The sequence below is a fragment of the Pseudomonas sp. Pc102 genome, assembly GCF_018408275.1.
Classification (GTDB): domain Bacteria; phylum Pseudomonadota; class Gammaproteobacteria; order Pseudomonadales; family Pseudomonadaceae; genus Metapseudomonas; species Metapseudomonas tohonis.
This window is the reverse complement of the sequence record NZ_AP021905.1, coordinates 310,902-332,632: the sequence shown is the minus strand read 5'-3', so window position 1 is coordinate 332,632 and position 21,731 is coordinate 310,902. Positions and strand designations below refer to the sequence as shown.

Below are 21,731 nucleotides of genomic sequence, written 5' to 3'. Positions count from 1 at the left end.
GCGCTTCAGAGCGGACCGTCACCACGGCGGCGGAACCAGCCGGTGAGCGAGAGGCGCTCGCGGCTGGCCGGCAGCACCTCGTGGGGCAGCTCGCCAGAGAGGAACACCACCAGGGTGCCGGCCTCGGGCAGCACGTCGCGCGTCGAGCCGTCGTCCAGGTACAGGCGCAGCTCGCCGCCCTCGCCGGGCAACCACTCGGGATTGAGGTAGAGCACCGCCGAAACCGCGCGGCGATCATCGTCGCGGAAGCGATCCAGGTGCTTCTGGTAGAAGGCGCCCGGCGGATAGAGGGCGAAGTGCGCCTCGAAGTCCTCCAGCCCCAGGTACAGTTCGCGGTTCAGGCGCAGCCGCAGCTCGTCCATCAGCGCCAGGTAGCGATCACAGGGCTCGGCCTGGCCGGGCTCCAGCCAGTCGATGCGGTCGCCACGGATGCCTTCGCGCACCTGCTGGCCATCGCCACGGCCGATCCCCGCCGGGCTCAGCTCGCCCGCCGCCGCCCTGGCACGGCATTCACGGGCCAGGGCGGCGACCAGATCGGCGTCGATGGCGCCCCGCTGCAACGACCAGCCTCGCTGGGCGATGTCGTCACTGGTGGGCTCGAAGGGGATGAAAGCGTGGGGATTCGGCATGGTCGGCGCATTCTAATCAGGCCGCAGAATGCCGCCTACAGCGTTCTGATAAATTTCTGACTCCACCCCCTGCGCGCCTCGACAAGCCCCGGCAGCAGCACGGAGAATAGCCCCCGCGCCATCATGGCCGGAGCCCCGGCAGCCGCCCCCTCCCGTCATGCAGCCCATCCCCCCGGCCGAACCGAACCCGCAGCCCCGGGGTCCTAGAACAACACCGGATAGCGCCTCCAGGAGTCACCATGCGCCTGCTTCTTGCCGTCACCTTCCTGCTCATCGGTCTGCCGGCGCTGGCCGACGACCACGCCAGCCTGTACCAGGCGGCGGGCTGGCCGGAACAGCGGGCGCACTTCAACGACGCCCTGGCGGCCGCCCAGCAGCGCTACCAGAAGACCCTGCCGCCAGCCGTCTACCAGGCGCTGGTGGAGAACAGCAACCAGCGCTTCCAGGCCCAGGCCATCGACCAGCGCGCCCAGGCCGCCCTGCGCAGCCAGCTGCAGGACCCACGCCCCGCGCTGGCCTTCTTCCAGTCCGAACTGGGCCGCAAGATCACCGCCGCCGAAGTGCTCGCCACCCGCCGCGACCAGTTGGCCAAGAACGCCAACGGCCTGCCGCGCATCGACGCCAGCGCCACCCGCCGCCTGCAGGTGCGCCATCTGGCCCAGGCGCTGCCGGCCAAGGAAGCCGGTGCCGAAGTCAGCCTGGCCCTGGCCGGGGTCGCCGCCGACAGCCTGAGCCAGATGCTGCCCGGCCTGCTCGGCGGCGGCCAGGCCCAGGGCCTGCTGGAAAGCCAGCGCCAGCGGGTGATGCAGCAGATCAGCAACGACCTCGACAACACCCTGCTCTATGTCTATCGCGACCTGTCCGATCCGGAGCTGGAGGAGTTCGTCACCTTCGCCGAGTCCGCACAGGGCAAGGCCTACTACCAGGCCGCCCTGGCCGCCGTGCGTGCCGGGCTCGCCGTGGGCCAGGACGCCGCCAGCCTGGCGCCGGCGCAGCAGGGTTACTGAGCCCGTCCTCTCCTCGAGCTGCCGCGGTGCGCATGCCGCACCTCGCGGCGGCTCGACGCCGACCTAGAGCCCCAGGCGCTCGCGCAGGAAGGCGAAATAGCGCTCCCGGTAATGCGCCGCCTCGTTCACCAGGTGGTGCCCCGCCCCCTCCAGCATCAGTACCTCGGGGCTGGCGAACTTTGCATCCAGCACCCTGAGGTTGTGCCGCCAGTCCACCGTCATGTCGGCGTCGCCCTGGATCACCAGCGGGCTGTGCCCACAGGGCGCCGACGCCTCGATGCGCGGCACCCAGCGCGCCAGTGCGCCGACCCAGGCGGTGGGCAGGTTGCGCGGCTGCAGCGGGTCGCGGTTGTGGACGAAGTCGATGAACTCGGCGTCGCTGGAGTTGACGCTGAAACGCCGCGGGATGGACTCCACGAAGGGCCGCAGCATGCGGTAGCTGAATTTCGACCAGCCCCAGGCGCGGGGGCGCACCAGGGGCGCGAACAGCAGGCTGCGGCCGAGCCCGTCGGGCACCGCGCCGTTGAGCAGGAAGTCGAGGACGATCGCCCCGCCGGTGCTCTGCCCGGCCAGGTGCCAGGGCGCGGGCAACTGCAGGCGCCCGGCCTCGCCCAGCAGCGCCATGAGAGTGGCCTGGTACTCGGCGAAGTCGCCGATGCTCGCCGGCGCGCCGCTGGACAGGCCATGGCCCGGCAGGTCGCAGGCGATCACCGCGAAGCCCAGCCCCAGCGCCCAGTCGATCAGGTGGCGGTAAAGCCCCATGTGGTCGTAGTAGCCATGCAGCAACACCAGCGTGCCGCGCGGCTCCCGTGGCCACCAGGCCTGGGTGGCCACGCAATAGCCGGCGACCTGCACGCAGCCCAGGCGGCTGCGCACGCTGTCCCCACGCGCCGGGAAGTCCAGCCCGTAGTAGGCACGGTAGGCCCTGAACATTTCCGGCTCGTCCCCCTCTGCGGCCAAGGGTCGCAGGAGCGCGCGCAGCTGATCGGGGTTCGGGGCGTCTGGCATCAGTACTTCCAAGGGGTGTGCTGGGGCGCGGCCGGACCGGGCGGTCACGGCAGCACGGGCGGCGAAGGCTGCCGATATTCAGCTGAGCGGCCGCTCATGGCAAGCTATCGGCCCCCACCTGACCGGTTCCCCCATGCGCCGCCCCACCCGCAAGACCCTGCTCGGCCTGATCCTCGTCGCCCTCTGGCTGGTGGCCATGGCCGTCGCCTTCTGGTGGTTCGAAGGCCGCTACCTGCGCCCCTTCGACCAGCGCGCGGCGGTGTTCTCCGGCGCCAACCTGCAGCTGCCGGCGGCGCTGGCCGGCGAGGGCCACATCCGCCTGGTGCACTTCTGGGACCCGGCCTGCCCCTGCAACGTCGGCAACCAGCAGCACCTGGCGGAACTGCTGGAACGCTATGGGCCACGTGGCGTCGACTTCTACCGGGTGCGCAAGCCCGGCAGCGAGGGGAACCTGCCGGCCAACCTCCAGGCCCTGCGCGAGATCGAGGCACTGCCGGGCAGCGAGCAGCTGCCGGCCAGCCCTGCGGTGGCGATCTGGGACCGCCAGGGCCACCTCGCCTACTTCGGCCCCTACAGCGAGGGGCTGACCTGCAATTCCGCCAACAGCTTCATCGAGCCGGTGCTCGAAGCGCTGATGGCCGATCGCCCGGTGGAAGCCAGCAATACCCTGGCGGTCGGCTGCTTCTGCGCCTGGGCCGACGAAACAGCGCACTGACCTGCACTCAGCGCTCCTTCAACTGCACCGGCTGGAAGCGCTGGAAGATGGCCTCGGCCTCGCCGCTCTCGCGCAACACCTGCAATTCCCGGTTCAGTGCCTGCAGCAGCTGCTCGCCGCGGGGCGAGCCCTTGCTCAGCAGCAGGTAGAAGGCCTTGCTGGCCGGCAGCTCGACGAAGCCGAGGTCGGTGTGCCCCTGGTACGCGCCCAAGGCGATGCCGCCGTAGAGGGGTTCGATCTCGCTGGGGAAGAAGTCGCAGCGCAGGTGCTGCAGCAGGTCGAGGTTCTGCTGCACGCTGGCGTAGCGCGTGGGCTCGCGCACCAGGCCGTAGGGCTCGTAGTTGTAGCCGATGACCCCGCACAGGCGGAAGTTGCTCAGGGCAGCGGCGCCATTGATGCCGGGGGAGCGGGGGAAGCGCTGCTTCGAATAGAACAGCCCCAGGCGGGTGCGGTAGAGCGGCTCGCTGTAGTGGGCGAAGGCGGCGCGCTCGCGGGTGTAGCTGGCGTCCCAGGTCATCTCGCAACGGCCGCGCTCGGCGAAGCCGGCCAGCTCCTGCTGCACCCGCGCCCAGGGCCAGTAGGTCACCTGGTAAGCCAGCCCGAGTCGGTCCAGGGCAGTGAGCACCAGGGTCGTCGCCGAGCCGCTGAGGCGCTCGCGGTCCGCCTGGCCATCCCGGCGCTCCCAGAAGGTGTAGGGCGGCCATTCGTTGCTGTCGCCCAGGCAGATCTTCACCGGCTCGGAAGCTTCGAGACCGAGACTGGCCGCCAGCAGGCAACCTGCGATGAGTCGGTAGGACATCCCAGCAACCCTCGTCCGGGTGGCATCGACCGCCTCCCTGCCCATGCGGCGTTCCCTCCCTGAGACGCCGGTTCACCGCGCGAGCGGTCGACCGAGCATAGTCCAGCGCAGGCGCTCAGGCGTCGCGACCCAGGCCCCGCGGAGTGCCCCCTTCCCAACGGCGGAAGGCGCGGTAGAAGGGTGACAGCTCGGCGAAGCCGCAGGCCCGGGCCACCTCGCGGATGCCCTGCCCCTCGGCCAGCAGCTCCCGCGCGCGCATGCGCCGTGCCTCGTCGTGCAGCGCCCGAAAACTGCTGCCCTGCTCCGCCAGGCTGCGCTGCAGGGCGCTGCGGCCGAGCCCCAGCGCGGCGGCGCAGGCGGCCAGTGTGCATTCGCCACGCTCCATGTGCAGCGCCAGCCAATAGCGCACCCGCTCCAGCAACTGGTTCTCCACCAGTTGCTCCAGCTGCAGCGCGGCCTCCTGCAGCAGCACCTCGAACACCCGCGGGCTGGCGCTGCCCAGGGGCCGGCCGAGCAGCTCGCGGGGCAGCACCAGGGCGTCGTGGGGCTGGCCGAACGAGGGCTCCATGGCGAACAGCCGCCGGTGCTCCCCCAGGCGTCGCGGGCGCGGGTGGCGGAAGGTCACGCCGAGCACCGGCAACGGGCCGCCGATGATGCTGGCGAGGGTCCGTTGCATCAGTAGCGCCACGCACTCGACCTGCTGGCGCAGGTGGCCGATGCCCCGGTAGTGCAGGTCGATCACCAGGCGCGCCTGCTCGCCGTCCTCCTCCAGGCGCGCGGCGAAGCCCCCGGAAACCACGTGCTGGTAGCGCACGAAGGCGTCGAGGCCCTGGCGCAGGTCACGCGCCGACTGCAGCAGGTAGCCCATCACGTCCATGGGGCGCGGGCGCATCACCTCGGCCAGGTGCAGGCCGATGTCCTCGTCGCCGGTGATGGCCGCCAGCGCCTGCCAGAAACGCGGCGCGCTGTCGTGGTCCTCGCGGCCGTCCAGCCAGGGCACCGACGGCGGCTGGCCGTAGACCCGGCGGTAGGTATCGGTCGGGTCCAGGCCGAGTTCGGCCAGCGCCTCGTAGAGCAGGCGGCGCAGGGTCGAGGAATGGGTGAGCGCGGTGCGTGGCAGCAGGGGCGGGATCATGGGGGCCTCCGGTTTTGACCCTATGCTTTGCGCTTCGCTGCATTTGGTCAATGCGAGGGTGCTCCCGGCTGCGCAGAATGCGCCCACTACAACAAGGAGAACCCTCCATGAAACGCACTCTCACAGCCCTTGCCGTGATCGTGGCCGCAGTGGCCGCCGGTGGCGCCTGGTACGCCCAGGGCAAGAAGCCACTGCGCGACGGCGAGCTGGCCCTGGAACACCTGCAGGCGCCGGTCAGCGTCCGCTACGACGAACGCGGCGTGCCCCATATCCAGGCCGCCAACGAGGCCGACATGTACCGCGCCCTGGGCTTCGTCCATGCCCAGGACCGCCTGTTCCAGATGGAGATGCTGCGCCGCCTCGCCCGTGGCGAACTGGCCGAGGTGCTGGGTGCTCGCCTGGTCGATACCGACCGCATGTTCCGCACCCTGGAGCTGCGCCAGCACGCCGCCGTCTACGCGAAGAAGATGGACATGGACAGCCCCGCCGCCAAGGCGCTGACCGCCTACCTGGACGGCATCAACCAGTACCAGGCCAGCCGCCCGGCACCGGTGGAATTCGACCTGCTGGGCATCCCCAAGCGCCCCTTCACGGTGGAAGACACCCTCTCCGTCGCCGGCTACATGGCCTACAGCTTCGCCGCCGCCTTCCGCACCGAGCCGGTGCTGACCTACGTGCGTGACGAACTGGGTGCCGACTACCTCAAGGCCTTCGACCTCGACTGGCACCCCGAGGGCGTGGTCGGGCAGAAGCTCGCCGCCAGCGACTGGCAGGCCCTCAACGGCCTCGCCCGCCTCAGCCACCAGGCCTTGGTCGAAGCCGGACTGCCGCAGTTCGAGGGCAGCAACGCCTGGGCCGTCTCCGGCAGCCGCACCGCCAGCGGCAAGCCCTTGCTGGCCGGTGACCCGCACATCCGCTTCGCCGTCCCGGCGGTGTGGTACGAAGCCCAGGCCTCCTACCCCGGCTTCGAGCTCTACGGCCACTACCAGGCGCTCAACCCCACCGCGTCGCTGGGGCACAACGGGCAGTTCGCCTGGAGCCTGACCATGTTCCAGAACGACGACCTCGACCTGATCGCCGAAAAGGTCAACCCGGACAACCCCGGCCAGGTCTGGTACCAGGGCCAGTGGGTGGACCTCCAGAGCCGCGAGGAGACCATCCAGGTCAAGGACGCCGAGCCGGTGAAGCTGACCCTGCGCCGCTCGCCCCACGGCCCCATCGTCAACGACGCCCTCGGAGCGCCCCCCGGCAAGACCCCGATCGCCATGTGGTGGGCCTTCCTAGAAACCGAGAACCCCATCCTCGACGCCTTCTACCAGCTCAATCGCGCCGACACCCTGGACAAGGCCCGCAGCGCCGCCGAGAAGATCCACGCCCCCGGCCTCAACGTCGTCTGGGCCAACGCCGCCGGCGACATCGGCTGGTGGGCTTCGGCCAAGCTGCCGCAGCGCCCGGACGGGGTGAACCCCTATTTCATCCTCGACGGTGCCAGCGGCGAGGCGGACAAGCCCGGCTACCTGCCCTTCAGCGCCAACCCCCATGAGGAGAACCCCGAGCGCGGCTACATCGTCTCGGCCAACTACCAGCCGCAGTCGCCCACCGGAGTCGCCATCCCCGGCTACTACAACCTGCCGGACCGCGGCCAGCGCCTGGACCAGCTGCTCGCGCAGAAGGACGTGAAGTGGGACCAGGACAACAGCCGCGCCCTGCAGCTGGAGACCGCCACCGGCTACGGCCCGCGCCTGCTCGCCCCGCTGCTGGGCGACCTGCGCGCCGCCGCGGCCGACGACGCCGAGCGCGCCCTGGTCGAGCAACTGGCCGCCTGGCAGGGCGACCACCCGCTGGACTCCACCGCCGCGACGGTCTTCGAACAACTGGTCTACGAGCTGGCCCGTGGCGCCTTCCACGACGAGCTGGGCGACGCCTTCTTCGACAACCTGCTGTCCACCCGCGTGCTCGACGTGGGCCTGCCGCGCCTGGCCGCCGACGCCGACTCGCCCTGGTGGGACGTGCGCAGCACCGACGCCCGCGAGACCCGCGCCGATACGGTGAAGGCCGCCTGGCAGGCCAGCCTCGCCCACCTGGAGCAGACCCTCGGCGCGGACAGCTCGAAATGGGCCTGGGGCCGCGCCCACACCCTCACCCACGGCCACCCGCTGGGCATGCAGAAGCCGCTGGACAAGCTGTTCAACGTCGGCCCCTTCGCCGCCCCCGGCGGCCACGAGGTGCCCAACAACCTGTCCAACCGCGTCGGCCCGGCACCCTGGGAAGTGGTCTACGGCCCCTCCACCCGCCGCCTGGTCGACATGGCCGACCCGGCCCACGCCATCGGCATCAACCCGGTGGGCCAGAGCGGCGTGGTCTTCGACCGCCACTACGACGACCAGGCCGAGCGCTACGTCAAGGGCGAGTACGTGCCGATGCACATGAGCGAAGAGGACGTGAAGGCCAATACCCAGGGAACGCTGAAGCTGGTGCCTGCCAGGTAGGTCGCAACCAGGCATGACGGGGCCCTGCGGATGCGGGGCCCCGTTCCTTGGGGCTTTGGGTGCTCCCCGCGTTCGCGGGGGTGACGGAGTGAAGCGGAACGTCCCCACACCACCGTCAACCCCGTGCACGCGGGGGCCCACTGAACAGCGCCTCTACAAGATCCCCGCATTCGCGAGCATGACGGAGTGAGGCGAAGCGCCCCCCCAACCACCGTCACCCCCGCGCACGCGGAGGCCCACTAAGACCTATCCAGCGGACAAGGCCCTCAACTCCGATACAGCTTCAGGCTCTCGACCCGCGCCCGGTAGGCGGCGAGGCGGTCCTTGAGTTCGCCCTTGCGCCTGGAGGCGACGCAGTGCAGCAGCACGTTGAGGGCGCTGGTGAGGCCGCCGGTGGATTCGAGGATGAGCCCGGTCTTGGTCTTCATGGTGACGATCCAGGGCGTGGAGATGTGCCGGGCGATGCCGTACTCGTCGGTGAACACCACGAGGTCCGTGTCCTCCTTGAGGGTGTTGGCGAAGGCGATGCCGACATCGGCATAGGGGGCGATGTCGATCAGCACCACGCAGCAGCGCTCGTCGCGGCTGTCCACCCACTGGCCGAGCACACCCCGGTAGAGGTCGAGGAACTCCACCCCCGAGCGCACCAGCGACAGGCGGCTGGCGAAGTCCTCGGCCAGGCCGCGGATGGTCTGGAAGCCGCAGACGAACACACGCTCGGCCTCGGCGACGCGCGTGACGATGTCCTGCCAGTGCTGGCTGTTGAGCTGGTTGCCGAAGCTGACGAGGGCGTCGATCTCTTCGTTGAGGTGGTCCAGCAGGTCATCCGGCTGCTTCTCCACCCGCTCGATCAGGGTGGTATTGAGCAGCGACTGCACGCGGATGTCGTCGCGCAGCTCCTCCTTCAGGCTCTTCAGCCCCTTGTAGCCGAGGCGCCGCAGGAAGCGGCTGACGGTGTTGGGGCTGACCCCGCTCTTCTCCGCCAGGCTGGCGCCGTTCTCGAAGGCGATGGTCTCCAGGTTGGCCTGGATATAGGCCCACAGGGTGCGTTCGTTCGGCGTGAGCTTGCCTTCGATCTGCTCCACTTTGCTGTCCAGCATGCCTCGGTTCCCGCCCAATATTGGAAGATTAATGTCACTGTATTGAATATTGGAAGAAAGATACTTTATGCTCCACGGCGAGGCAAAAAATAAAAACACCGTTTCTTCCGCTATCCCTTCGGCCCATCGGCCATGCAAGAGCTGCCCCAGCCAGGCCCGCGCCAGCCGCGCCGGGCTCAGAACGGAGAACAGGAACATGCCCGCTCACCCCCTGCTGCATCCTTTGCGCCGCCTCGCCGCGCCGCTGCTCGCCACCACCCTGGCCTTCACCCTCGGCGCCGCACAGGCCGCCGAGGAGCTGCACCTGTACAACTGGGGCGACTACATCAACCCCGAGGTGCTCAAGCGCTTCACCGACGAGACCGGCATCAAGGTGTCACTGGACACCTACGGCAGCAACGAGGAAATGCTCGCCAAGCTCCAGGCCGGTGCCACCGGCTACGACATCGTGTTCCCCTCCGTGCACATGCACGACACCCTGTCCGCCCTGGGCCTGCTGGAGAAGACCGACATCGGCGCCAGCCCGGCCTTCGCCAACATCGACCCGGCCTTCCTCCGCGCCAAGTCCGACCCCAGGGGCGAGCAGTGCCTGCCCTACGCCTGGGGCACCGTCGGCATCTTCTACAACAAGACCAAGGTGGACCGCCCCATCGAATCCTGGGCGGATTTCTTCGCCCTGGCCGAATCCGGCAAGAAGGTCATCCTGCTCGACGACATGCGCGAGACCCTGGGCGTCGGCCTGATCGTCAACGGCAAGTCGGTCAACACCACCGATGCCGCCGACCTCAAGGTCTCCGAGCAGTGGCTGCTGGAGCGCAAGCCGCTGGTCTCGGCCTTCACCTACGACAGCGTGCCCATGGTGCAGTCGGGCGACGTGGCCGCCGCACACTACTTCGTCGGCGCCATGATGTACGTGAAGCAGGACCCGCAGAACCTCGCCTACGTCATCCCCAGGGAAGGCGCGACGATGTACCAGGAAGACATGTGCGTGCTCAGGAGCGCGCCGAACAAGGCCAACGCCAAGCGCTTCATGGAGTTCTTCCTCACCCCCGAGATCGCCGCCCTCAACACCCGGCAGCAGATGAACGGCACGCCCAACCGCGAGGCGCTCAAGCTGCTGCCCGCCGAGCTGCGCGACAACCCGCAGGTCAACCCGCCGGCCGATGTCATGGCCAAGCTGCAGATCTTCAACGACCTGGGCAAGGACCTGAAGAAGTACGACCGCGCCTGGACCCGCGTGCGCACCGCCAACTGAGCCAGCAAGAGAGCGGGTGCGCGACGCGCCCGCCGGAGTTCTCCATGACCTGCATCGTCAACAGTGCACCGGTGGTCCAGATCACCGCTGCGGTGAAGCACTACCGCGCCCCGGAAGGCCACGCCGTCCGCGCCCTCGATGGCGTCGACCTGTGCGTCGGCGGCAACGAGTTCGTCACCCTGCTCGGCCCCTCCGGCTGCGGCAAGACCACCCTGCTACGGGTGATCAGCGGCTTCGAAGGCCTCGACGGCGGCGAGCTGCGCATCCAGGGCCAGCTGATGAACGACGTACCCGCGCACCTGCGCCCGGTGCATACCGTGTTCCAGAGCTACGCCCTGTTCCCCCACCTCAGCGTCGGCGACAACGTCGGCTACGCGCTGGACATCCGTGGCGTGGCCAAGGCCCAGCGCAACCACCAGGTGGCCGACGCCCTCGAACTGGTGGGCATGGCGGGGCTGGAGAAACGCAAGCCCGGCCAGCTCTCCGGTGGCCAGCAGCAGCGCATCGCCCTGGCCCGCGCCCTCGTCAACAAGCCCGCCCTGCTGCTGCTCGACGAGCCGCTCTCGGCCCTCGACCGCCAGTTGCGCCAGAGCATGCAGCGCGAGCTGAAGAACCTGCAGAGCGAGCTGGGCATCGCCTTCGTCTTCGTCACCCACGACCAGGAAGAAGCGCTGACCATGTCCGACCGTATCGTCGTGCTCAATGGCGGCCACGTGCAGCAGCTGGGCAGCCCGGAAGACATCTACGACCGCCCGGCCAACGCCTTCGTCGCCGGCTTCATCGGCGAGAGCAACCTGTTCGACGGCCGCGTCACCCGCCACCACGGCGACGCCGTGGAGTTCCTCACCGCCCAGGGCGACACCCTGCGCCTGCGTCGCACCGACCTGGTGCCGGGGCAGAAGCTCCAGGCCATGTTGCGTCCCGAGCAGTTCCACCTCGCCTGCCCGGGCGACCCGGCCCGTCACGCCTTCATCGAGGGCCGCGTGCTGCAGCAGGTGTTCATCGGCAAGGACTTCGAGCTGAGCGTGCGCACCCTGCACGGCAGCCCGGTGAAGGCGGTACTGCGCGCCCCCTCGCGGGAGCTGATGAGCACGCTCGAGGCCGGCGCGCGGGTGCAGCTGTGGTACGCCACCGATGCCCCGCACCTGCTGCTGGCGCAGGAGGCCCACCCGTGATCGCGCTCTCCCTCGCCGCCCGTGCGCGCCTGCGCCTGGTGGCCCTGCTCGGCCCGGCGACCCTGGTGATCGTCGGCTTCTTCCTCGTGCCCATGGCCATCATGGCGCTCTACAGCCTGCTGGAGCCGGGCCTGTACGGCGGCGTGGAATGGTCTTTCTACCCGGACAACTTCGGCCGCATCCTCGGATGGGCCGACGGCAGCAACGAAGAGTTCGACATCGTCTACCTGGAGATCCTGCTGCGCTCGTTCAAGCTGGCGGCGATCACCGTGGTGCTGACGCTCGCGGTCTGCTACCCGGCGGCCTTCTGGGTGGCGCGGCAGCCGGAGCGGCGGCGCAACTTCTTCCTGTTCCTGATCACCCTGCCGTTCTTCACCAGCCTGATCGTGCGGCTCTACGCCTGGGTGCTGATCCTGCGGCCCACCGGTTTCCTCAACCTGGCCCTGCAGGCCCTGGGCCTGGCCGACCGGCCGCTGAACCTGATCTACAGCGAAACCGCCGTGCTGATCGGCATGACCTACATCTTCATCCCCTTCATGTTCATGCCCATCTACGCCAGCGTGGAGAAGCTCGACCGCAAGCTGCTGGAAGCCTCCGCCGACCTCGGCGCCAGCCGCTGGCAGAGCTTCTGGCGCATCGTCTTCCCGCTGACCCTGCCGGGCATCGCCGCCGGCTCGATCATCGTCTTCATCCCAAGCCTGGGTAACTTCATCGTGCCCTCGCTGCTGGGCGGCGCACGGGTGGTGATGATCGGCAACCTGGTGGAGCAGCAATTCCTCGCCGCGCGCAACTGGCCCTTCGGCGCCGCCCTGGCGATGCTGATCATGGCCGCGATGCTGGTGTTCCTGCTGCTCTACGTGCGTTGGCAGTCGCGTTCGCAATCCAGGGAGGGCCTGGCATGAGCGCCCTCCTCGCCCGCCTCGGCCGCGGCCTGCTCGGCGGCTACAGCCTGGCCTTCTTCGCCTTCCTGTACCTGCCCATCGCATTGATCGTCGCCTACTCGTTCAACGCCAACCCGGTGAACATGATGATCTGGAGCGGCGCCAGCCTGGACTGGTACCGCACCCTGTTCGGCTTCTCCAGCGCGCTGAACGAGAACGCGCTCTACGTGGAATCCACCGACCAGTTGGTGGCCGCCCTGCGCACCAGCCTCATCGTGGCCCTGAGCACCACGCTGATCGCCACCCTGGTCGGCACCCTCACCGCCCTGGCGCTGGCGCGCTACCGCTTCCGCCTGCAGGGCTTCTACCGGGTGCTGCTGTTCCTGCCGATGCTGATGCCGGACATCGTCCTCGGCATCGCCCTGCTGATCTTCTTCGTCGGCAGCGGCATCCCCCTGGGCAAGACGTCGATCATCATCGGCCACTGCACCTTCCTCATCAGCTACGTGTTCCTCATCGTCAGCGCCCGCCTGGCGGGGATGGACACGCGCCTGGAGGAAGCCTCGGCGGACCTCGGCGCCTCGCCCTGGACCACCTTCCGCCGCATCACCCTGCCGCAGATCCTTCCCGGCGTGCTCGGCGGCGCCCTGCTGGCCTTCATCATCTCGATGGATGACCTGGTGATCACCTACTTCATCTCCGGGGTCGATGCCACCACGCTGCCGGTGTTCATCTACGGGATGATCCGTCGCGGCATCAAGCCCGAGATCAATGCCATCGCCACCCTGCTGCTGATCGCCTCGCTGCTCATCGCCTCCCTCGGGCTCTACCTGCGCAACCGCAAGCCCGCCACGTCCCCTGCCGAGAATGCCCATGGCTAAACCACGCGCCCGTGAACTCGGGCTGGCCGTCCCCGGCCGGCCCGGCCCCAACAACGCCATCACCGACGTGCCCGGCGTGCGCGTCGGCTACCGCACCCTCGATGCCGTCGCCGCCAACGGCAAGCGCATCAAGACCGGCGTCACCGCCATCCTCCCCCGGGGCCTGGAGCGCGAGCCGCAGCCGGTGTGGGCGGGCTTCCACGCCCTCAACGGCAACGGCGAGATGACCGGCACCCACTGGATCGAGCACGGCGGCTACTTCGTCGGCCCGGTGTGCATCACCAACTCCCACAGCGTCGGCATCGTCCACCACGCCGCCACGCGCTGGACCATCGACCACTACGCGCAGGCCTGGGATGCCAGCCACCTGTGGGCGATGCCGGTGGTGGCCGAGACCTACGACGGGGTGATCAACGACATCAACGGCCAGCACGTCACCGAGGCCGACGCCCTGGCGGCGCTGGCGGACGCCCGCGACGGCGCCATCGCCGAAGGCAACGTCGGCGGCGGCAACGGCATGATCTGCTACGGCTTCAAGGGCGGCACCGGCACCGCCTCGCGGGTGCTGGAGATCGACGGCCAGGCCTACACCCTGGGCGCCCTGGTGCAGGCCAACCATGGCCAGCGCGACTGGTTCAAGGTGCTCGGCGTACCGGTGGGCAAGGCCCTGGGCGAGCAACCCGGCGGGCTCGACCGCGAGCGCGGCTCGATCATCGTCATCCTCGCCACCGACGCCCCGTTGCTGCCCCACCAGCTGCGCCGCCTGGCCCAGCGCGCCGGCCTCGGTATCGGCCTGGGCGGCACACCGGGGGGCAACAACTCGGGGGACATCTTCCTCGCCTTCAGCGTGGCCAACCCGCGCCCCCTGCCGCAGCTCACCCCGGGCGGGCGCTTCAGCCTGGAGTGCCTGAACGACGAACACATCGACGCCCTCTACCTGGCGGCGGTGGAAAGCACCGACGAGGCCATCCTCAACGCCATGCTCGCCGCCGAGGATGCCGTGATGCAGAAGCCGGCCGGCCTCTGCCCGGCGCTGGACGGCGAGCGGCTGAAGGCGTTGTTGAAGGAGGCGGGGCGGGTTGAGGCCTAGCCCCAGGCACCGGCGCTCTTCGTAGGATGGGTAGAGCGAAGCGAAACCCATGCGGTTACGGGTCGCTCCGCATCGATGGGTTTCGTACCTCTACCCATCCTACAAACCGCAGGACGCCGCTTTCGCGAATGAATTCGCTCCCACCGATGGTCAACCGGTAGCCCGGGCTTCAGCCCGGGGAAACTGTTGGCGCGCTGCCGCCGGGCAGGTGCTCCTTGCAGTAGTCGACGAACAGCTGCGCCGGCTTGGTCAGCTGCGCGCGCTTGAGCCACGCGGCCACCAGGCCGGAGCCGGTGACGGGCTCGGCGATGTCCACCATCACCACCTTCTTGCCGTCGTAGGTGCACTCGGAGTGCGGCCGGGTGACCAGCACCGAGAAGCCGAAGCCCTGCCCCACCATGCCGCGCACCATCTCGATGGAGGGCGAGCTGAAGCCGATGTTGGGGCTCAGGCCGAGCTCCTCGAACAGGCTGACGAAGTAGGTCCGGCTCGGCTGCACGTCGAGCAGGATCATCGGTTCCAGCACCAGGTCGCGCAGCGACACCTGGGACTGGCGAGCGAAGCGGTGGTTCTCCGGCAGCAGCGCGTAGGGCCGCTGCGGCGGCATCAGCGGGTCGGTCTCGATGGTGGCGTCGAGCTCGTGCTGGTAGAGGATCGCCAGGTCGAAGCGCCCGGCGGTCAGGCCCTGCACCAGCTCCTGCTGCTCGCCATCGCCGATGCGGATCTCCACGCCCGGGTAGCGCTCGCGAAAGCCCGCGATCAGCCCCGGCAGGTAGAGCGGCGCCACGGTCTCGAAGCAGCCGATGTCGATCTGCCCGGCCACCACGTCGTTCACCGCCAGGGCGTTCTGCTCGAATTCCCAGGCCATGCGCAGCAGGTCCTGGGCCTTGCGGTAGAAGCGCGAGCCGCTGGGGGTGAGCGACACGCCCTGGGCGTGATGGCGGATGAACAACTGCACGCCGAAGCTCTCCTCCAGCCCCTTGATGGCGGTGGAGATGGACGGCTGCGCGATGTACAGCTTGCGCGACGCCTCGGCCACGCTGCCGCACTCCACGGTCGTCACGAAGTACTTGAGTTGTCGCAGGGTGTAGTTCGCCACGGGGCACCTCGGCGTCGCGTGCCACCTGCGGTCATGGCCGGGCAGCTTGTTGTGGGCGGGGATCGTCCCTGCGAAACATACCCCAGGCATCGCGGCATGGGCTGCCGCGCTGCCGAGCTTTTTCTTATCCACCGAGCATATTTTTAATAATTTTCCTCGGCCGAGCTCTATCGCACCATCCGCTGCACTCGACTCACGAAGCCCGGACCGCGCAGACGGTCGGCGAGCAAGTGCAGCCTGTCCGCCCCCGGCCACCTCGCGCCTCGCCCCCGTCCCGCCCCGCAGCACCGCCCGACAACCGCGAATCGCCTTGCAGAAGGACAGACACATGACCGTTGAAACCATAGAAATCGATACGCTCGTCGTTGGCGCGGGACAGGCCGGCGTGGCCATGAGCGAACACCTGGGCAAGCTCGGCGTACCGCACCTGGTACTGGAACGCAGCCGCATCGCCGAAGCCTGGCGCAGCGGGCGCTGGGATTCGCTGGTGGCCAACGGCCCGGCCTGGCACGACCGCTTCCCGGGCATGGAATTCGACGTCGGCCCGGATGAGTTCCCCGGCAAGGAGCAGGTGGCGGACTACTTCGTCGCCTACGCCCGGCAGATCAACGCGCCGATCCGCACCGGCGTCGAGGTGAAGAAGGTGGTGCGCAACCCCGACCGCCCGGGCTTCACCGTCGAGACCTCCATCGGCGTGATCCAGGCCAACCGCGTGGTCTCCGCCACCGGCCCCTTCCAACGCCCGGTGATCCCGGCCATCGCCCCGACGCAGGGCACGCTCCACCAGATCCACTCCGCCGCCTACCACAACCCGCAACAATTGCCCGCAGGCGCCGTGCTGGTGGTCGGGGGCGGCTCCTCCGGCGTACAGATCGCCGACGAGCTGATGCGGGCCGGGCGCAAGGTCTACCTCTCGGTGGGCGCCCACGACCGGCCGCCACGCAGCTACCGCAACCGCGACTTCTGCTGGTGGCTGGGCGTACTCGGCCTGTGGGACGCGGAAGCCGCGCAACCGGGCCGCGAGCACGTCACCATCGCCGTCAGCGGCGCCCGGGGTGGCCACACCGTGGACTTCCGCGACCTGGCCAGCCAGGGCATCACCCTGGTGGGGCTGACGAAATCCTTCGAGAACGGGGTGGCGAAATTCAATGACGACCTGGCCGAGAACATCGCCCGGGGCGACGAGAACTACCTGTCGCTGCTGGATGCCGCCGATGCCTACATCGCCCGCAACGGCCTCGACCTGCCGGAGGAGCCCGAGGCGCGCCGCAAGCGGCCGGACCCGGAATGCATCACCCATCCGCTGCTCGAACTGGACCTGGCCGCCGCCGGCGTCACCTCGATCATCTGGGCCACCGGCTACTCCGTGGACTTCAGCTGGCTGCAGGTGAACGCCTTCGACGACCAGGGCAAGCCCCGCCACCAGCGCGGCGTCTCCAGCGAACCGGGCGTGTATTTCGTCGGGCTGCCCTGGCTGTCACGCCGGGGCTCCACCTTCATCTGGGGCGTATGGCACGACGCCAAGCACATCGCCGACCACATCGCCACCCAACGCAAGTACCTCGCCTACCGCGACGCCTCGCAGCGCCAGCAGGAAGGCGGCCTGAACGGCAGCCCCAGGGCCCCGCAGGCCGGTTCGCCCGCCCAGAAAGCCAGCATCATGGGAGTAAGTTGATGCCCACCCATACCCGCATCCGCATGTTCAACACCAAGGACACCTACCCCAACCAGTCCCTGGACAACGACCTCTGCCAGGCCGTGCGCGCCGGCAATACCGTGTACGTGCGCGGCCAGGTCGGCACCGACTTCGACGGCAACCTGGTGGGCCTGGGCGACCCGCGCGCGCAGACCGAGCAGGCCATGAAGAACCTCAAGCAACTGCTGGAGGAAGCCGGCAGCGACCTCTCGCACATCGTCAAGACCACCACCTACCTGGTCGACCCGCGCTACCGCGAACCGGTCTACCAGGAAGTGGGCAAGTGGCTGAAGGGCGTGTTCCCCATCTCCACCGGCCTGGTGGTCTCGGCCCTGGGGCAGCCCCAGTGGCTGATGGAGATCGACGTGATCGCGGTGATCCCGGACGACTGGCAGCCGCAGCGCTGAGGAGCGACCCATGACTTTCTCGATCATCGGCCGCTGCGCGGAAACCGGGCAGTTGGGCATCGCCATCAGCTCCTCCAGCATCGCCGTCGGCGCCCGCTGCCCCTGGCTGCGCGCCGGTGTCGGCGCGGTGGCCACCCAGAACGTCACCCTGCCGGCCCTCGGCCCGCAGATCCTCGACCTGCTGGAGCACCAGCACCTCGACCCCGCCGCCGCCCTGGACCGGGCGCTGCACGCCAACGGCTGGAGCCAGTACCGCCAGGTGACGGTGATCGACGGCCAGGGCCGCACCGCCCTGTTCAGCGGCAAGGAAGCCCTGGGCCTGCACAACGCGGTTGCCGGCGAGCAATGCGTGGCGGCCGGCAACCTGCTCTCGGGCACCGGGGTGATCGACGCCATGGTGCAGGCCTTCGAAAACGCACCGGGCCTCCTGGCCGACCGGCTGCTGGCGGCCATGCACGCGGCGATGGCCGCCGGGGGCGAGGCCGGCCCGGTGCATTCGGCGGCGCTCAAGGTGGTGGACGACCTCACCTGGCCCATCGTCGACCTGCGCGTGGACTGGGCGGACGAGGACCCCATCGGCCGCCTCGACGGCCTCTGGCAAGCCTACCGCCCGCAGATGCAGGACTACATCACCCGCGCCCTGGACCCGACGGCAGCGCCCAGCTACGGGGTACCCGGCGATGAGTGAGGCGAGCAGCCGCGACCTGCTGGAGCGGCTGATCGGCTTCGCCACCGTCAGCCGGGACTCCAACCTGGAGCTGATCGCCTTCATCCGCGACTACCTCGCCGGCTTCGGCGTGGACAGCGAGCTGTTCCACAACCCGGAAGGCACCAAGGCCAACCTCTTCGCCACCCTCGGCCCGCGCGAGCGGGGTGGCGTCGTGCTGTCCGGGCACACCGACGTGGTGCCGGTGGACGGGCAGGCCTGGACCCTTCCGCCCTTCCGCCTGAGCGAGCGCGACGGCCGCCTCTACGGGCGCGGCACCGCCGACATGAAGGGCTTCATCGCGTCCGTGCTGGCGGCGGTGCCGCGCTTCCTCGAACGCCCGCTCCAGGTGCCGGTGCACCTGGCCTTCTCCTATGACGAGGAAGTCGGCTGCCTCGGCGTGCGCAGCATGCTCGCCGAGCTGGAGAAGCGCCCGCACAAGCCGCTGTTGTGCCTGATCGGCGAGCCCACCGAACTCAGGCCGGTGCTTGGCCACAAGGGCAAGCTGGCCATGCGCTGCCAGGTGCAGGGCGCCGCCTGCCATTCCGCCTATGCCCCCCATGGCGTCAACGCCATCGAATACGCCGCGCGGCTGATCGGAAAGCTGGGCGATATCGGCACGCGGCTGGCCCGCATCGAGCACCACGACCCGCGCTTCGACCCGCCCTTCTCCACGGTGCAGACCGGCCTGATCAAGGGCGGCCGGGCGCTGAACATAGTCCCGGCGGAATGCGAGTTCGACTTCGAGGTCCGCGCCCTGCCCGGCTTCGATGCCCAGCAGGTGGCGGATGAACTGCAGCGCTACGCCGAGTCCGAGCTGCTGCCGAAGATGCAGGCGGTGCAGCCCGACACGGCCATCCGGCTGCAGAGCCTGAGCGCCTACCCCGGCCTCGCCACTCCTCCCGACAGCGACGCCGCGCGGCTGCTGGCGCGGATCGCCGGCTCCAGCGAATTCGGCACGGTCGCTTTCGGCACCGAGGGCGGGCTGTTCGACCAGGCCGGCATCCCCACCGTGGTCTGCGGCCCCGGCAGCATGGACCAGGGGCACAAGCCCGACGAGTTCATCAGCCTCGAACAGCTCCACGCCTGCGACGCCATGCTCCTGCGCCTGGCCGACTACCTGGAGAACCCGGGCTGATCCACCGCCCGACACAACGCTTCAGCCCGGATGGCGCCCGGTGCTAACGTGGCCGGCCATGCCACAAGGACGAAGGAGCGAAGAATGGTGATCAGGAAGATGGCGCCGGCGGACATCGATGCAGTCAGCGCGCTGTGCATGGCGGCCTTCAATGCTTCGGTCGCGCCCACGCTGCCCGCGCAAGGTGTCGAGACCTTCGCCAAGGTGGCCGCCGCCGAGGCCTTCCTGCAGCGCTTGCAGGGCGACAACCTGATGCTGGTCTACGAAGTGGCCGGCTCGCTCCGCGGCATTCTCGAACTCAAGGAAGGTCGCCACCTGGCCATGTTGTTCATCGACCCCCAGCACCAGCGCCAGGGCATCGGCCAGGCACTGGTGAAGGCGATGACCGCACACGCCCGGGTGGATGCGATCACGGTCCGGGCCTCGCTGACCTCGGTGGGCGCGTACCTGCGCTACGGCTTCCAGTGCAGCGGTGAGACAGGCGAATTCGCCGGGCTCACCTACCAGCCGATGGAGTTGCGGGTCACCTAGCCGGGCCAGGCACGGCCATAGGGTGGGCCGTGCGGCGCTCCGCTTCAGCCCACCGGCTGTTCGCCAACGGCCGTAGGGTGGGCTTCAGCCCACCGACGATGCGTCGGTGAGCTCATCGCGGATGAATCCGCTCCCACGAACAAGAAGCGGCCTGCACGCTGGGTGGAACGGTGGGCGAATGAATTCGCCCGTACAGGCGTCCCTTTTTTCCGGTGTTTTCGCACCCCTATGGCGCACCCTGCAGGCCCGCCGCCCCAGGCTGGAGCCAAGGGCGGGAGGGCGCTGCGCGCGTGCTTGCGCTACCGAGCTTTTTCTTATCCACCGAGCATATTTTTAATAATTTTCCTCAGCCGAACTCTGTCGCACCATCAGGCCCAGTCACGAATAACAACCAGACCGCGAAGACGGTCGAGTGGGAGTGCAGCGTGTTCGATCTCGGCTATTGGCAGCAGCGAGCTGCCCGGCAAGCATTCATTGACCAGGCGCTCATCGACGGCCGCCTGGTATCCGCCGCATCCGGCGCCACCTTCGATTCCATCAACCCCGCGACCAACCAGCTCCTGGCCCGCGTCGCCGCCTGCGGCGAGGCCGAGGTGGACCTCGCCGTGCGCAGCGCCCGCCGCGCCTTCGAGCAGGGTCCCTGGGCACGCATGGCGCCGGTGGAGCGCAAGAAGGTGCTGCTGCGCCTGGCCGAGCTGATGCTGGCCCACCGCGAGGAGCTGGCCCTGCTGGACTCCCTCGACATGGGCAAGCCGGTGATGGACGCCTACAGCATCGACGTGCCCGGTGCCGCCAACGTCTTCGCCTGGTACGGCGAGGCGCTGGACAAGCTCTACGACCAGGTGGCGCCCACCGCCCCCGGAACCCTGGCCACCATCACCCGCGAAGCGCTGGGCGTGGTCGCCGCCGTGGTGCCCTGGAACTTCCCCCTCGACATGGCCGCCTGGAAGCTGGCCCCGGCGCTCGCCGCCGGCAACAGCGTGGTGCTCAAGCCCGCCGAGCAGTCGCCCTTCTCCGCCCTGCGCCTGGGCGAACTGGCCCTGGAGGCCGGCATCCCCGAGGGCGTGCTCAACGTGGTGCCGGGCCTGGGCGAGAGCGCCGGCCGCGCCCTCGGCCTGCACCCGGACGTGGACTGCCTGGTGTTCACCGGTTCCACCCAGGTGGGCAAGTACTTCATGGGCTATTCGGCCCAGTCCAACCTCAAGCAGGTCTGGCTGGAGTGCGGTGGCAAGAGCCCGAACCTGGTGTTCGAGGACTGCCGCGACCTCGACCTGGCCGCCGAGAAGGCCGCCTTCGGCATCTTCTTCAACCAGGGCGAGGTGTGCTCGGCCAACTCGCGCCTCTACGTGCAGCGCTCCATCCAGGACGAATTCATCGAGCGCCTGCTGGCCAAGGCCCGCGACTGGATGCCCGGCGACCCGCTGGACCCGGCCAGCCGTGCCGGCGCCATCGTCGATGCCGCGCAGACCGGCCGCGTCATGGGCTTCATCGAGGGCGCCCAGGGCCAGGGCGCGCGGCTGCTGGCCGGTGGCCGGCGCCTGAGCTTCAACGGCTCGAGCAACTTCGTCGAGCCCACCGTCTTCGCCGATGTGCGCAGCGACATGACCCTGGCGCGCGAGGAGGTCTTCGGCCCGGTGCTGGCCATCAGCGCCTTCGACAGCGAGGAGGAAGCCATCCGCCTCGCCAACGACAGCGTCTACGGCCTGGCCGCCTCGATGTGGAGCGACGACCTGCACCGTGCCCACCGCATCGCCCGCGCGCTCAAGGCGGGCACCGTGTCGGTGAACACCGTGGACGCGCTGGACGTCACCGTGCCCTTCGGCGGCGGCCGGCAATCGGGTTTCGGGCGCGACCTCTCGCTGCATTCCTTCGACAAGTACAGCCAGCTGAAGACCACCTGGTTCCAGCTGCGCTGAGGTCGCGACGACGACCCGGCCGCGCCTCGCCGCGCGGCCGCCATGACAAGAAAACCATCCGCGCCCGTGCACGC

The 21,731-nt window shown here is 69.1% G+C and carries 20 protein-coding genes; 14 read left to right on the top strand and 6 right to left on the bottom strand.

Translation table 11 applies throughout. The features are described from left to right. Positions 1-5: 5 nt before the first annotated feature. Positions 6-629 (bottom strand): 2OG-Fe(II) oxygenase, encoded by a 624-nt coding sequence (locus PHLH3_RS01615; protein WP_213627807.1) that lies wholly within the window; start codon positions 627-629, stop codon positions 6-8. Positions 630-868: 239 nt separating this feature from the next. On the opposite strand from PHLH3_RS01615, the gene PHLH3_RS01610 reads away from it, so the two are divergent. Further along, the gene (locus PHLH3_RS01610; RefSeq protein ID WP_111264507.1) at positions 869-1,636 is read left to right on the top strand and encodes a DUF2059 domain-containing protein; all 768 of its coding nucleotides are present in this window, start codon (positions 869-871) and stop codon (positions 1,634-1,636) included. 63 nt (positions 1,637-1,699) lie between these two features. Here the strand turns inward: PHLH3_RS01610 and PHLH3_RS01605 are convergent, their stop codons facing one another. Further along, positions 1,700-2,644, bottom strand: coding sequence for an alpha/beta hydrolase (locus PHLH3_RS01605; protein ID WP_213627806.1), 945 nt, complete (start codon positions 2,642-2,644; stop codon positions 1,700-1,702). Positions 2,645-2,777: 133 nt separating this feature from the next. Between PHLH3_RS01605 and PHLH3_RS01600 the strand changes: the two genes are divergently transcribed. Then, positions 2,778-3,359 (top strand): DUF6436 domain-containing protein, encoded by a 582-nt coding sequence (locus tag PHLH3_RS01600; RefSeq protein WP_213627804.1) that lies wholly within the window; start codon positions 2,778-2,780, stop codon positions 3,357-3,359. 7 nt (positions 3,360-3,366) lie between these two features. Here PHLH3_RS01600 and PHLH3_RS01595 read toward each other — a convergent pair whose 3' ends face one another. Next, a complete protein-coding gene (locus tag PHLH3_RS01595; RefSeq protein ID WP_213627802.1) occupies positions 3,367-4,158 on the bottom strand; it encodes a transporter substrate-binding domain-containing protein in 792 nt (263 codons plus the stop codon). A 115-nt stretch (positions 4,159-4,273) separates the two neighbouring features. Further along, positions 4,274-5,293, bottom strand: a complete 1,020-nt coding sequence (locus PHLH3_RS01590) for an AraC family transcriptional regulator (protein WP_173175239.1) — start codon at positions 5,291-5,293, stop codon at positions 4,274-4,276. Between the two features lie 107 nt (positions 5,294-5,400). Here PHLH3_RS01590 and PHLH3_RS01585 point away from each other — a divergent pair, with 107 nt between their 5' ends. Beyond that, positions 5,401-7,782 (top strand): penicillin acylase family protein, encoded by a 2,382-nt coding sequence (locus PHLH3_RS01585; RefSeq protein ID WP_213627800.1) that lies wholly within the window; start codon positions 5,401-5,403, stop codon positions 7,780-7,782. A gap of 266 nt (positions 7,783-8,048) precedes the next feature. Here PHLH3_RS01585 and PHLH3_RS01580 read toward each other — a convergent pair whose 3' ends face one another. Beyond that, entirely contained in the window at positions 8,049-8,882 is an 834-nt protein-coding gene (locus PHLH3_RS01580; protein WP_173175243.1) for a MurR/RpiR family transcriptional regulator, read from the bottom strand. Positions 8,883-9,078: 196 nt separating this feature from the next. On the opposite strand from PHLH3_RS01580, the gene PHLH3_RS01575 reads away from it, so the two are divergent. From PHLH3_RS01575 to PHLH3_RS01555, 5 genes are read left to right on the top strand one after another with little or no spacing between them, the layout of a single operon-like run. Beyond that, positions 9,079-10,137 carry a spermidine/putrescine ABC transporter substrate-binding protein gene (locus PHLH3_RS01575; protein ID WP_213627798.1) on the top strand — a complete coding sequence of 353 codons (1,059 nt, stop codon included), beginning with the start codon at positions 9,079-9,081 and terminating at the stop codon, positions 10,135-10,137. A 44-nt stretch (positions 10,138-10,181) separates the two neighbouring features. Beyond that, positions 10,182-11,312, top strand: a complete 1,131-nt coding sequence (locus tag PHLH3_RS01570) for an ABC transporter ATP-binding protein (protein ID WP_213627797.1) — start codon at positions 10,182-10,184, stop codon at positions 11,310-11,312. Continuing rightward, positions 11,309-12,214 carry an ABC transporter permease gene (locus tag PHLH3_RS01565; protein ID WP_244862966.1) on the top strand — a complete coding sequence of 302 codons (906 nt, stop codon included), beginning with the start codon at positions 11,309-11,311 and terminating at the stop codon, positions 12,212-12,214. Before PHLH3_RS01570 ends, PHLH3_RS01565 begins: the two co-directional genes overlap by 4 nt. Further along, positions 12,211-13,074, top strand: a complete 864-nt coding sequence (locus PHLH3_RS01560; RefSeq protein ID WP_173175257.1) for an ABC transporter permease — start codon at positions 12,211-12,213, stop codon at positions 13,072-13,074. The genes PHLH3_RS01565 and PHLH3_RS01560 overlap by 4 nt, the downstream gene beginning before the upstream one ends. Continuing rightward, positions 13,067-14,164: a P1 family peptidase gene (locus PHLH3_RS01555; RefSeq protein WP_213627796.1), complete on the top strand. Its 1,098-nt coding sequence runs from the start codon at positions 13,067-13,069 to the stop codon at positions 14,162-14,164. Before PHLH3_RS01560 ends, PHLH3_RS01555 begins: the two co-directional genes overlap by 8 nt. A 169-nt stretch (positions 14,165-14,333) precedes the next feature. On the opposite strand, the gene PHLH3_RS01550 is transcribed toward PHLH3_RS01555, so the two are convergent. Further along, positions 14,334-15,263 (bottom strand): LysR substrate-binding domain-containing protein, encoded by a 930-nt coding sequence (locus PHLH3_RS01550; protein ID WP_213627795.1) that lies wholly within the window; start codon positions 15,261-15,263, stop codon positions 14,334-14,336. Between the two features lie 328 nt (positions 15,264-15,591). Here PHLH3_RS01550 and PHLH3_RS01545 point away from each other — a divergent pair, with 328 nt between their 5' ends. From PHLH3_RS01545 to PHLH3_RS01520, 6 genes are all read left to right on the top strand, one after another. Continuing rightward, positions 15,592-16,938, top strand: a complete 1,347-nt coding sequence (locus PHLH3_RS01545) for an NAD(P)/FAD-dependent oxidoreductase (RefSeq protein WP_213627794.1) — start codon at positions 15,592-15,594, stop codon at positions 16,936-16,938. Continuing rightward, a complete protein-coding gene (locus PHLH3_RS01540) occupies positions 16,938-17,366 on the top strand; it encodes a RidA family protein (RefSeq protein ID WP_173176567.1) in 429 nt (142 codons plus the stop codon). Before PHLH3_RS01545 ends, PHLH3_RS01540 begins: the two co-directional genes overlap by 1 nt. Before the next feature lie 10 nt (positions 17,367-17,376). Continuing rightward, on the top strand, positions 17,377-18,054 hold the full coding sequence (locus PHLH3_RS01535; RefSeq protein WP_213627793.1) for a DUF1028 domain-containing protein: 678 nt from the start codon (positions 17,377-17,379) through the stop codon (positions 18,052-18,054). Beyond that, entirely contained in the window at positions 18,047-19,210 is a 1,164-nt protein-coding gene (gene argE / locus PHLH3_RS01530; protein WP_213627792.1) for an acetylornithine deacetylase, read from the top strand. The genes PHLH3_RS01535 and argE overlap by 8 nt, the downstream gene beginning before the upstream one ends. Before the next feature lie 84 nt (positions 19,211-19,294). Then, positions 19,295-19,741 carry a GNAT family N-acetyltransferase gene (locus tag PHLH3_RS01525; protein WP_213627791.1) on the top strand — a complete coding sequence of 149 codons (447 nt, stop codon included), beginning with the start codon at positions 19,295-19,297 and terminating at the stop codon, positions 19,739-19,741. A 425-nt stretch (positions 19,742-20,166) separates the two neighbouring features. After that, positions 20,167-21,657: an aldehyde dehydrogenase gene (locus tag PHLH3_RS01520; protein WP_213627790.1), complete on the top strand. Its 1,491-nt coding sequence runs from the start codon at positions 20,167-20,169 to the stop codon at positions 21,655-21,657. The last annotated feature ends 74 nt before the right edge of the window (positions 21,658-21,731 follow it).

What these genes read in the sequence shown, in the direction of transcription:
- PHLH3_RS01605 (WP_213627806.1), bottom strand. Translation starts at nt 2,644, where the DNA reads ATGCCAGACGCCCCGAACCCCGATCAGCTGCGCGCGCTCCTGCGACCC.
- PHLH3_RS01610 (WP_111264507.1), top strand. Translation starts at nt 869, where the DNA reads ATGCGCCTGCTTCTTGCCGTCACCTTCCTGCTCATCGGTCTGCCGGCG.
- PHLH3_RS01595 (WP_213627802.1), bottom strand. Translation starts at nt 4,158, where the DNA reads ATGTCCTACCGACTCATCGCAGGTTGCCTGCTGGCGGCCAGTCTCGGT.
- PHLH3_RS01535 (WP_213627793.1), top strand. Translation starts at nt 17,377, where the DNA reads ATGACTTTCTCGATCATCGGCCGCTGCGCGGAAACCGGGCAGTTGGGC.
- PHLH3_RS01570 (WP_213627797.1), top strand. Translation starts at nt 10,182, where the DNA reads ATGACCTGCATCGTCAACAGTGCACCGGTGGTCCAGATCACCGCTGCG.
- PHLH3_RS01585 (WP_213627800.1), top strand. Translation starts at nt 5,401, where the DNA reads ATGAAACGCACTCTCACAGCCCTTGCCGTGATCGTGGCCGCAGTGGCC.
- PHLH3_RS01590 (WP_173175239.1), bottom strand. Translation starts at nt 5,293, where the DNA reads ATGATCCCGCCCCTGCTGCCACGCACCGCGCTCACCCATTCCTCGACC.
- PHLH3_RS01555 (WP_213627796.1), top strand. Translation starts at nt 13,067, where the DNA reads ATGGCTAAACCACGCGCCCGTGAACTCGGGCTGGCCGTCCCCGGCCGG.
- PHLH3_RS01540 (WP_173176567.1), top strand. Translation starts at nt 16,938, where the DNA reads ATGCCCACCCATACCCGCATCCGCATGTTCAACACCAAGGACACCTAC.
- argE (WP_213627792.1), top strand. Translation starts at nt 18,047, where the DNA reads ATGAGTGAGGCGAGCAGCCGCGACCTGCTGGAGCGGCTGATCGGCTTC.
- PHLH3_RS01545 (WP_213627794.1), top strand. Translation starts at nt 15,592, where the DNA reads ATGACCGTTGAAACCATAGAAATCGATACGCTCGTCGTTGGCGCGGGA.
- PHLH3_RS01600 (WP_213627804.1), top strand. Translation starts at nt 2,778, where the DNA reads ATGCGCCGCCCCACCCGCAAGACCCTGCTCGGCCTGATCCTCGTCGCC.
- PHLH3_RS01615 (WP_213627807.1), bottom strand. Translation starts at nt 629, where the DNA reads ATGCCGAATCCCCACGCTTTCATCCCCTTCGAGCCCACCAGTGACGAC.
- PHLH3_RS01525 (WP_213627791.1), top strand. Translation starts at nt 19,295, where the DNA reads ATGGTGATCAGGAAGATGGCGCCGGCGGACATCGATGCAGTCAGCGCG.
- PHLH3_RS01560 (WP_173175257.1), top strand. Translation starts at nt 12,211, where the DNA reads ATGAGCGCCCTCCTCGCCCGCCTCGGCCGCGGCCTGCTCGGCGGCTAC.
- PHLH3_RS01575 (WP_213627798.1), top strand. Translation starts at nt 9,079, where the DNA reads ATGCCCGCTCACCCCCTGCTGCATCCTTTGCGCCGCCTCGCCGCGCCG.
- PHLH3_RS01580 (WP_173175243.1), bottom strand. Translation starts at nt 8,882, where the DNA reads ATGCTGGACAGCAAAGTGGAGCAGATCGAAGGCAAGCTCACGCCGAAC.